Raw genomic sequence first — 10,681 nt, forward strand, 5'->3', positions numbered from 1 at the left:
TGCATGCCTTGCGGTCCCCTTTGCTTCAACCCAGGTATGTAGTTCCCGCTCGATCCGTCAACATACAATCGTCAACGAACGATGCACCACACCCCAGCCCACAAATCGGGCTGAACATACCGACGCTCCCGCAGAGGGGCAAGAGCGCCGAAAGCCGCGAAAACCCTTTGTTTTGTCCGATATTTTCGTCGATCCAGCAAGCCCGTGAACCGATCGCATCGGGTCACGTTTTTTCGGGGGGAATCAAGGCAGGCCCATCCACACTCTCCACCACCCACTCCCCCGCGTAACCTGGAGTATGGCACCGATCGTCGCCTGCCGTCAAGTGTTTCACCAAGTTTTCGACAAGTGTTGCTGCGCCGGACCGCGCGCTGATACGGGCCCCTACACCGATCATATGGCCGGGGTTCCGCTCGATTTCGGGCTCGATTCCGGCAGGAGCGAGGTGAGATGCCGGCCGGTGTGGCTGCCGGGCGTCGCGGCCACGAGTTCCGGGGGACCCTCGGCGACGACGAGGCCGCCTCCCGCTCCCCCCTCCGGACCCATGTCGATGACCCAGTCCGCCGTCTTCACGACGTCCATGTGGTGCTCGATGACGATGATCGTGTTGCCGCGGTCGGCGAGGCGGTGCAGGACGCGGAGGAGGAGGCGCACGTCCTCGAAGTGGAGGCCGGTGGTGGGCTCGTCGAGGATGTAGACGGTGCGGCCGGTGCTCGTCTTCGCGAGTTCGGTGGCGAGCTTCACGCGCTGGGCCTCGCCGCCGGAGAGGGTGGTGGCGGGCTGGCCGAGCGTCACGTAGCCGAGGCCGACGTCGGAGAGCGTGCCCAGGCGGCGCTTCACGGACGGCACGGCGTCGAAGAACTCGAGCGCCTCGTCCACGCTCATCGCGAGCACGTCGGCGATGCTCCGCCCGCGGTAGAGGACCTCGAGCGTCTCGCGGTTGTAGCGGCGTCCCCGGCAGATGTCGCAGGGGACGTACACGTCGGGCAGGAAGTGCATCTCGATCTTCACGAGGCCGTCGCCGCGGCAGGGTTCGCAGCGCCCGCCCTTCACGTTGAAGCTGAACCGCCCGGGCGCGTAACCGCGGATGTTCGACTCCGGGAGGCGGGCGAAGAGTTCGCGGATGGGGGTGAAGAGGCCGGTGTAGGTGGCCGGGTTCGAGCGCGGGGTGCGGCCGATGGGGCTCTGGTCGACGTCGATGACCTTGTCGAACAGGTCGATCCCCTCGATCGCGTCGTGCGCGCCGGGGACGAGCTTCGAGCGGTAGACCTCGCGCGCGAGGCGGCGGTAGAGGATCTGCTCGACGAGGGTGGACTTGCCGGAGCCGGACACGCCGGTCACGCAGATGAAGGTCCCGAGCGGGAACTCGACGTCGATCGCCCGCAGGTTGTGCTCGCGGGCGCCGCGCACGACGAGCCGGCCGTTGTCCGGGGCGCGGCGGCGTTCCGGGACGGGGATCTCGCGCTCTCTGCGCAGGTAGGCGGCGGTGAGCGAGCGTTCGTCGGCCAGGAGCCGGTCGATGTCGCCGGAGACGACGACTTCCCCGCCCTCGCGCCCGGCGCCCGGCCCCATGTCGACGATGTGGTCGGCGCGGCGGATCGTGAGTTCGTCGTGCTCGACGACGAGGACGGTGTTACCGAGGTCGCGCAGGGCGCCGAGCGTCTGCAGGAGCTTGCGGTTGTCGCGCGGGTGGAGGCCGATGCTGGGCTCGTCGAGCACGTAGAGGACGCCGACGAGGCGGCTCCCGATCTGGGTCGCGAGGCGGATGCGCTGGGCCTCGCCCCCGGAGAGGGTGCCGGCGGAACGCGCCAGGGTGAGGTAGCCGAGGCCCACGTGGTCGAGGAACTCGAGCCGCTCGACGACCTCCTTCAGGATCGGGACGCGGATCTCGGCCGCCTGGCCGCCGGCGGCGCGGGCGGCCTCGAGCCAGCCGCCGAGGAGCGGGCGGAGTTCGGCCACGGACTGCGCGGTGAGCGCGGGGAGGGAGAGTCCCTCCAGCGTGACGGCCCGGCTCTCGGGGCGCAGCCGGCCGCCCTCGCAGGCGAGACAGGTGGAGAGCGTCATGTACTCCTCGAGCGAGAGGCGCACGCGCTCGCTCGTCGTCTCGTGGTAGCGGCGCAGGGTGGCGGCGACCGCGCCTTCCCAGCCCACGTCGGTGTCGCCGTAGAGGATCGCCTCCTGCTGGTCCGCGTTCAGCTCGCCCCAGACGGTGTTGAGGTCGAAGTCCATCTTGCGCGCGAGCCGCGCGAGGGCGTGGCGGCGGGCGCCGAAGCTCGGCGTCCCCAGGGGGAGGAGGACGCCCTCGAGGATGGAGATCCGGTCGCCGCCCACGATGAGGTCGGCGTTGGGGACGCGCTGGGAGCCGAGGCCGTCGCACTCCGGGCAGGCACCGAAGGGAGAGTTGAAGGAGAACTGCCGGGGCTCGAGTTCCGGCATGCCGAGCCCGCAGCCCGGGCAGGCGTAGCGCTCGCTGAACAGGTGCCGCGCCTCCCCTCCGTCATCGGCGCCCCCGTCGAGGCCGACCTCGACGACGCCGTCGGCCATGCGGAGGGCGGTCGCCACGGAGTCCGCCAGCCGCTCGCGGTCGGAGGCGCGCACGACGAGCCGGTCCACGACGACGGAGATGTCGTGGTTCCGGCGCCGGTTCAGGAGGGGCGGGTCGGAGAGGTCGACGAGTTCGCCGTCCACGCGGGCGCGCACGAAGCCTTCGCTGAGCGTGCGCTCGAACAGGTCGCGGAACTCCCCCTTCCGTCCCCTGACGAGCGGGGCGCGGACCTCGATGCGGGCGCCGGCGGGCCAGCCGAGGATCTGCTGCGCGATCTCCGACGGGGACTGCGGGCGCACGGGGCGGCCGCACGAGGGACAGTGGGGGGTGCCGGCGCGGGCCCACAGGAGGCGGAGGTAGTCGTAGATCTCGGTGACGGTGCCGACGGTGGAGCGCGGGTTGCCGCCCGCGGTGCGCTGCTCGATCGCGATGGCGGGCGAGAGTCCCTCGATGACGTCGACGTCGGGCTTCTCCATGACGCCGAGGAACTGCCGGGCGTAGGCGGAGAGGGATTCGACGTAGCGGCGCTGCCCCTCCGCGTAGATGGTGTCGAAGGCGAGCGAGGACTTGCCGGAGCCGGAGAGCCCGGTGACGACGATGAGCCGGTCGCGCGGCAGTTCGACGTCGACGTCGCGGAGGTTGTGCTCCCGCGCCCCCCGCACGATGAGAGCGTTCGAGTCTTCCATAGCCCGGCATCGTAGGCGCGGGCGGCGCTCCCGCGCCAGTTTGGAAGCCCGGTGCGCGCGAGAGGGCCGGGCCGGCTACGTTGGTGAGGCGGGCCGTGGCGAGCGCCGGGATCCGGAGCCCGGTTGATGGCCCGTTGATGGCGCCGGGCATGTCTGGGGCGTCACGCTACTCCGGGTACGAGGTGGACGTTGTTGATCCGCAGATTCACGCGTAACGACCGCGACGCGGCCCTGGTTGCCGCGGTCGTGCAGGCGCTCGAGCCACGCTTCGAGGCCATCGAGCACCGCCTGGACGCCATGGACGGCCGCTTCGAAGCCATCGAAGGCCGTCTGGACGGCATCGACCGCCGCTTCGAAGCCATCGAGGGCCGCCTGGACGCCATGGACGGCCGCTTCGAGGCCATCGAAGGCCGTCTGGACGGCATCGACCGCCGCTTCGAAGCCATCGAAGGCCGCCTGGACGGGATGGACGGCCGCTTCGTGTCGATAGACCACCGTTTCGAGGCCATCGACAACCGCTTCGACGCGCTGGACGTGAAGTGGGAGGGCCGGTTCGTCGCTCTCGCCGACGAGATGTCCAAACTGCGGGTTGGCTACGCCGATGTCCGCGAGCACGTCGCCCGTCTGCATGAGAACGTCAATACGAGAATGGATGCGTTCAACACGCGGATGGATGGGTTCAACACGCGGATGGATGGGTTCGAGGCGCGACTCGACACGATGAGCCGGGAGATCGACGCGCGATTCGAAACGATGCGCGCGGAGATCGCCGCGCAGTTCACGGCCCTCTCCGAGACCGTGGTGCACGGGTTCAGCCGGCCGGAGCCCGCCTGACGGCTGTACCGTCCTCCTACCTGGGGATCACGCGGGTGATGCGGCCGTTGGGGTCGGCGAAGATCAGGGGGCCGTTCCAGATGTCGTCTCCGTAGGGGATCTTCGGGGCGGCCTCGAGGGCGCGGGCGAGGTCGGCGCTGGGGAGCCGGTAGGGTTCGGCGAATGTCGGATCGACTTCGTAGCCGAAATCCGCGAGCGACTGGATGGTGATCGCGCTCAGCGGTTCGGCCACGCCGAGGCTCTGGTACGGCCTCATGAGTTCCAGCGCGAGGACGGTGTCCCTCCAATGGCTGTTCCGCGATCCCTCACCGCCCCTGTTCTCCACGGGCACCTTTGCGCCCGGGTAGTCGGCGCCGCCGGCCGCATCGAACGCCGCGATGGCGAGCGGGCCCGTGAAGTGGGTGTCCGGTGTCGACGCCTCCGAGGCGGGGTTCCGGAGCAGGCCGACTCTTGGCCAGAGGGTGCCGAAGCCGAGCACATGCCCCATTTCGTGAACGATCACTTCCTCCAGGTCGCGGGCCTGGAGCTGATCGAAGTCGGCGGCGTCCATCGAGATCCGGCCGTACAGGGGCAGCGACGACGCGACCCGGACCCAGCAGGGCCCGGCGCGTCCCAGGGTCCCGAGCGGACCGTCGATTTCGACCACCGCCACCACGATCATCAGGTCGTCGATCGTCTCCACATGACGCTCGAATCTCGGGTCGCCGCCGCACCCCAGCGTCCGGTTCATCCGCGCGTCGGGGAGGTCCGTGGGCGCCAGGATCGCCATCCAGCGCTCCGCCGCCCGCTGGAACGCGGTCTCCTGGGCCCGGGTCATCGACGTGGCGAACACGAGTTCGATCTCGAATGGGGTCGCGGGAGGCACGACGGTCACTGAGAACGATATGGCGACGGCGGCCTCCTCCGGATCGGTCGCGGTCACCGTCACCAGCGCGACGCCGGCGGCGGCCGCGCGGATCGCCAGCGTCTCCCCGGAGACCGTGACCATCGCGACATCGGAACGGGACGAGGTCGCCGTGAAGGTGAGCGGGTCGCCGTCCGGGTCGCGGAAGTGGGCGGCCATGTCCACGGATGTCGTGTCGCCCTCGAACAGCGTCTGGGCCGGAATCGCGTCTCCGGCCTCCGGCGCCCGGTTCGGCACCGTGACCTCGAAGCGCTGCTCCGCGGTCAGGTCGTGTCCGTCGCGGGCCGTCACCGTGATCGTCGCCACGCCTTTCTCGAGCGCCGTGACCTCCACCGAGTCGCCCGACACGGAGACGGTAGCGACCTCCGTGTCCGACGAGGCCGCCGCGTAGGTGAGGGAGTCTCCGTCCGGGTCGCGGAAGAACGGGGACACGGCGACGGATTCCGTCTCGCCCACGGCGAGCGTCCGGGGCGGGAGCGTTTCGACGGCTTCCGGCGCGCGGTTCGGCACCGTGACCTCGAAGCTTTGCTCCGCTCCGGCGCCGTCCGGATCGCTCGCGGTCACCGTGACCGTCGCGACGCCGGCCGCGATTGCCTGGATCGTCAGCGTGGCCCCGGAGACCTCGACCGTCGCAACCTCGGAACTGGACGAGGTCGCCGCGTATGTGAGCGCGTCGCCGTCCGGGTCCCGGAAGTGGGCCGACGCGTCGACCGTCGCTGTTTCGTCCTTGAACAGCGTGTGGCCCGGGATCGAGTCCCCGACGGCGGGCGCCTGGTTCGGCACCGTGATCTCGAAGCTCTGCTGGGCGGTGAGACCCCGCGGATCGCGCGCGGTCACCGTGATCGTGGCGACCCCCCTGGCGGCGGCGGTGACCGTGACGGAGCTGCCGGACAGCGAAACGGTGACGACGCCCGCGTTCGACGATGCCGCCGTGTAGGACAGGGCGTCGCCGTCGGGGTCGCGGAAGTGGGCCGACGCGTCCACCGTCGCCGCCTCCCCGACGGGCAGCGTCTGCCCGGGGATCGTCCCCACCGCCTCCGGCGCGCGGTTCGGCGCGGGGACGGGCGCCGTGATGTCCGGTTCCCCATCGCCGCAGGCGGCGACCCACACGACGGCGGTCGCCGCCAGCGCGCGTACGCCCCGCGACTTCATCCGCGCGACCTCATCCCCACGACTTCACTCCGACGTGGGCGAACCGCGGCGGGCGCCGGCGAGGAAGCCGACCGCCACGGTGATCGCCGTGCCGATGAGGACGAACCAGGGCCAGGCGACCGCGGCCCGCGCCCCGATCCATATCGCGGTGACGGACCCGATCCCGAACACGATCCCGAGACGGGCCGAGCGGCTCGTGGCCCGGCGCGAGAAGCGGGCGAGCGCGAACGCCCCCAGCAGCCCGCCGTAGACGAGCGACGCGATCCCGAGCGACACCTCCACGGCGGTGCTCTCCTCGCTCAGGGGGATGAACCCGACCGCCGCCGCCACGAGGAGGGCCGTCCACGCCACGGCCCACATCCTCCCCACGCGCAGGATCCGCCGCTCGTCCGCCTCCGGACGGGACGCCGCCCAGAAGTCGTAGGCGGCCGCCGATGAGAGTGCGTTGATCGAACTGGAGAGGGTAGACATGGCGGCCGCGAACACGCCCGCGATGAGGAGGCCGCGGACGCCGGCCGGGAGCGCTTCAACGATGAACCCGGCGAAGATCTCGTCGGCGCGCACGAAGGCGGCTCCGTCGTACCACGCCCAGAGGCCCAAGCCAACGAAAAGGAAAAGGGTGAACTGGAGGAGGACGGCGAAGCCGCTGCCGACGAGGGCGCGACGGCTCGCGGCGAGGTCGCGGCAGGCGAGAAGGCGCTGGACGATGAGCTGGTCCGCGCCGTGCGAACCCATGGAGAGGAAGGCGCCGCCGAGGAGTCCGGCCCACAGCGTGTAGGGCCGCCCGAAGTCGAGCGACGGGTCGATGACGGTGAGCTTTCCGGCCTCCCCGGCGCGGGCGAGGATCTCGGGCCACCCGCCGGGCACGGCGCCGCCGAGGACGACGAGCGCGATGAGCCCGCCGGCCAGGTAGAGCGCCATCTGCGAGGCGTCCACCCACACGACCGCGCGGATGCCGCCGATGAAGGTATAGATGAAGGTGACGGCCCCGATCACGAGCACGGAGGCGATGAGCGGCCACCCCGTGACGAGCGTGAGCGGAATGGCCGTCGCGAAGAGCCGCACGGAATCCGCGAGGAGGCGCGTGATCATGAAGATGCCGGAGGTCAGCTGCCGGGTCTCCGTCCCGAACCGGGCCTCCAGCAGTTCGTAGGCCGTCCGCAGCCGCCCCTCGCGATACGCGGGCAGCAGCCAGGCGGCGACGGCGATCCGTCCGAGCACGTAACCGGCCGCGATCTGCACGAAGGCGAGCGACCCGCCGTACGCGATGCCGGGGATCGAGAGGAAGGTGAGCGTGCTCGTCTCCGTCGCCACGACGGACAGGAGGACGACGACCCAAGGCAGGTCGCGCCGGCCCAGGAAATACTCCTCGCCCCCGCGCGCGCCCCTGCCGAGCCACGCTCCCCAGGCGGTGATCCCGCCGAGGTAGACGACGAGGATCGCGAGGTCGAGAGAGGTCAGCGGTCGCGTCCCTCGGGCGCCGGGCCGCCCGCGCCGCCCGGATCGCGGGGGCGTACCGGCTGGTCGCGGATCGAGGTCGCGACGGCATCGTGCACGGCGCGCCGCAGCGCGATGTGCTTCCGGTTGTCCCGGGTCGGATTCACGCGGTTCGTGAGCAGGACGACGAAGAGGTCCAGTTCCGGGTCCACCCAGAAGCTCGTGCCGGTGAAGCCGGTGTGACCGAACGCGCCTTCACCGAAGTAGTCCCCCGCCGACGAGCGCCCGGAGGGGGTGTCCCAGCCCAGCGCCCGGCTCGAGGCGGGAGCGGCCCGCGCCGTGAACCGCGCGACGGTCTCCGGCGACGGCGAGTCGAGACGGGCGGAGAGGGAACGGGTATACGGCCCGCGCGGGGCGCGCGCGGCTGCGGCGAGATCCCGGCCTCCGCGGGCGGCGGCGAGGATCCAGGCGGCGAACTTCGAGAGGTCCCGGGCCGACGAGAAGAGTCCCGCGTGCCCCGCCACGCCGGCCAGCGCGTGGGCGTTCTCGTCGTGCACCTCCCCGTGCACGTGGCGGTGCCGGTAGACGGTATCCACCTCGGTCGGCGCCGTGCGGCGGTACAGCGAGCGGGGCGGATCGAACCACGTCTCCGTCATCCCCAGCGGACGGAAGACGGACTCGTTCAGGTAGTAGTCCAGGGGCTGTCCCGTGATCTCCTCTATCAGGAACCCCAGCGTCATGAACCCGATGTCGGAGTAGACCGTCCGTTCCCCCGGTTCATAATCGGGTTCGAGGGCGGCGAAAGCCTCGCGGTACGCCTCTTCTCCACGGAGGGTGCGCCAGAAGGGGAGGAAGGGCGGCAGGCCCCCCTGGTGCGTCAACAGGTGGCGGACGGTGACGTCGCGCTTCCACCCCTGCGACCACTCCGGCAGGTGCTCGCCGATGCGCGTGTCGAGGGAGAGACGGCCGCTGTCGATGAGCTGCATCACGCCCGTCGTCGTCGCGACGACCTTCGTGAGCGATGCAAGATCGTACAGGCTCGAATCGGTCGCGGTGGTCCCCGGCGGCAGCGTGGCGGAAGACGCCCAATCCAGGTTTCCGTAGCCGCGCAGCCGGACGACGCGGTCTCCCCGCCCCACCGCGAGCACCGCGCCGGGCGCCGCGCCGTCCCGGATCGCCGCATCGATGATCCGGTCCGCGCGGGCGAGGGAATCTCCATCCATCCCCACATTGACGGGCCACTCCTCCCACGCCAGCCGCATGCGTCCGCCCTCGAGCGGCGGACCCTGCGCGTCGATCGGCGCCGGCCCCGCTTCCGCCTCCGGGCTCCCGCTGACCAGGCCATCGCCGAGGGCGTGGCGGGGCGGGAGCGAGATCGGCAGGCGGCCGGAAATCGGCGCGCCGAGGAGCGCGAGCGCGGCGGCTTCCTGCGAGGCGTCCGCCCCGCCCCACGCGATGAGGTACGTCTCCGCCTCCGGCACCGACGTGAGCAGGTAGGGGCTGCCGAAGGAGACGAGCACGGAGGCGCGGCCGGCGGCGTCGAGGCGGTCGAAGAAGCCTCGGACCTCGTCCGGGAGGTCGGTGGAATCGCTGGCGGCGCCGGGCCGGACGTAGGCGGAGAAGATCACGGCGTCGACGGAGCGGGCGCGCCGGAGGAGCGAGTCGTAGACGGCGGGGTGGGTGTCGAGCCCGATCCGGGCGCGGCGGACGCGCACGGCCCGGCCGAGTTCGCGGTTGAAGACGCGTCCGGCGGCGAGGTCGTTCGATCCGGCGAAGGTCACGGACAGCACGGAGCGCAAACCGAGGGGCACGGCGCCGGCCTCGTTGCGGACGAGCGTGATGGAGCGCGCGGCGACCCCGCGGGCGAAGGACTCGTGCCACTGGGTGCCGACGAGCCGGGGGATCGCGTCGGGATCGACCTCCGCGCCTTCGTGCAGGCGGGCCCGCGCTTTCAACTCCAGCACGCGCCGGGCGGAGGCGTCGATGCGCTCCGCGGCGAGCCGGCCGGAGCGGACGGCGCCCACGACGGCCGCGATGGCCCGCAGCGGCTCGCGCGGCATGAGCAGGACGTCGCTCCCCGCTTCCAGCGAGCGGATCGCCGCTTCGCTGGCCCCGTAGTCGTCCGCGATCGCCGCCATGTCGAGCGCGTCGGTGAAGAGGACGCCGTCGAAGCCCAGGTCGTCGCGCAGCATGTCCGTCATGAAGTACGGCGAGAGCGTGGCGGGCGGGGCGCCGGCGCCGAGGATGCCGGGGGCCGCGACGTGGGCCGTCATCACCGCGTCGACGCCCTCCGCGATCGCGCGGCGGAAGGGGACGAGTTCGAGGCTGTCGAGGCGGGCGCGGTCGCCGGGAATGATCGGGAGGGCGACGTGGGAATCCGTCCCGGTGTCTCCGTGGCCGGGGAAGTGCTTGGCGGTGGCGAGGAGGCCGACGTCGCGCGCGCCCCGGATGAACGCCGCGCCCAGCGCCGCCACGCGCTGCGGATCCTCCCCGAAGGAGCGCGTGTTGATGATGGGGTTGGCGGGGTTGTTGTTGACGTCGAGCACGGGCGAAAAGGTGATGTGGACGCCGAGGGCCCGGGCCTCGATGCCGGTGATCCGGCCCGCGGAGTAGGCGTAGTCCTCGTCGTCGGTCGCGCCGAGGGCCATCGCGGGGGGAAGGACGGTCGCGCCGGGCATTTCGAGCATGTTCGGCAGCGCGAACACGCCGCTCACGCGGAACCCGGCGCCGGACTCGAAGTCCGCACCGACGAGCAGGGGCACGTCGGCGGAGGCCTGCAGCCGGTTCAGCCGCGCGGCGTATCCGAGGGGGGTCCCAAGCGAGATCACGATCCCGCCGATCGCGTCGTCCCGCACGAGGGATTCGATCCGCGTGAACTCCTCGTCGTCGCTCGGCGCGTAGCCGCCGCTCATCCACACCATCACGAGCTGCGCGACCCGCTCCCGCAGGCTGAGGCCGGCGAGCGTCTCCTCCACCCAGGCCCGTGCGTCGGCGGAAAGGACGGGGTCGACCGGCGGACGGCCGAGGGAAGCCGCGGAGCCGGGGCCCGCGGCGGCGGCGGCGGCGCCCGGGGCGCCCGGGGCGGCAGCGGTGTCTTATACACATCTGACGCTGCCGACGACT

The 10,681-nt window shown here is 71.5% G+C and carries 5 protein-coding genes; 1 reads left to right on the top strand and 4 read right to left on the bottom strand.

Annotated elements, in window-relative coordinates:
* Nucleotides 1-393 precede the first annotated feature (393 nt).
* Nucleotides 394-3,231 (bottom strand): excinuclease ABC subunit UvrA, encoded by a 2,838-nt coding sequence (gene uvrA, locus RN901_RS02945; protein WP_310755769.1) that lies wholly within the window; start codon nucleotides 3,229-3,231, stop codon nucleotides 394-396.
* Nucleotides 3,232-3,423: 192 nt separating this feature from the next.
* Between uvrA and RN901_RS02950 the strand changes: the two genes are divergently transcribed.
* Nucleotides 3,424-4,065: a hypothetical protein gene (locus RN901_RS02950; protein WP_310755771.1), complete on the top strand. Its 642-nt coding sequence runs from the start codon at nucleotides 3,424-3,426 to the stop codon at nucleotides 4,063-4,065.
* A 16-nt stretch (nucleotides 4,066-4,081) separates the two neighbouring features.
* Here RN901_RS02950 and RN901_RS02955 read toward each other — a convergent pair whose 3' ends face one another.
* The 3 genes from RN901_RS02955 to RN901_RS02965 are packed head-to-tail and all read right to left on the bottom strand — an operon-like array spanning nucleotide 4,082 to nucleotide 10,533.
* Nucleotides 4,082-6,121, bottom strand: coding sequence for an Ig-like domain-containing protein (locus RN901_RS02955; RefSeq protein WP_310755774.1), 2,040 nt, complete (start codon nucleotides 6,119-6,121; stop codon nucleotides 4,082-4,084).
* Between the two features lie 24 nt (nucleotides 6,122-6,145).
* Nucleotides 6,146-7,582, bottom strand: a complete 1,437-nt coding sequence (locus RN901_RS02960) for a sodium:solute symporter (RefSeq protein WP_310755779.1) — start codon at nucleotides 7,580-7,582, stop codon at nucleotides 6,146-6,148.
* Complete coding sequence (locus RN901_RS02965; protein WP_310755776.1) at nucleotides 7,579-10,533, bottom strand: glycoside hydrolase family 3 N-terminal domain-containing protein; 2,955 nt, start codon at nucleotides 10,531-10,533, stop codon at nucleotides 7,579-7,581. The genes RN901_RS02960 and RN901_RS02965 overlap by 4 nt, the downstream gene beginning before the upstream one ends.
* Between the last annotated feature and the right edge of the window lie 148 nt (nucleotides 10,534-10,681).

The sequence above is a fragment of the Candidatus Palauibacter soopunensis genome (assembly GCF_947581735.1).
In the GTDB taxonomy this organism is placed as follows: domain Bacteria; phylum Gemmatimonadota; class Gemmatimonadetes; order Palauibacterales; family Palauibacteraceae; genus Palauibacter; species Palauibacter soopunensis.

Coding starts and splice junctions, on each gene's coding strand:
- uvrA (WP_310755769.1), bottom strand. CDS start 3,231: ATGGAAGACTCGAACGCTCTCATCGTGCGGGGGGCGCGGGAGCACAAC.
- RN901_RS02955 (WP_310755774.1), bottom strand. CDS start 6,121: ATGAAGTCGCGGGGCGTACGCGCGCTGGCGGCGACCGCCGTCGTGTGG.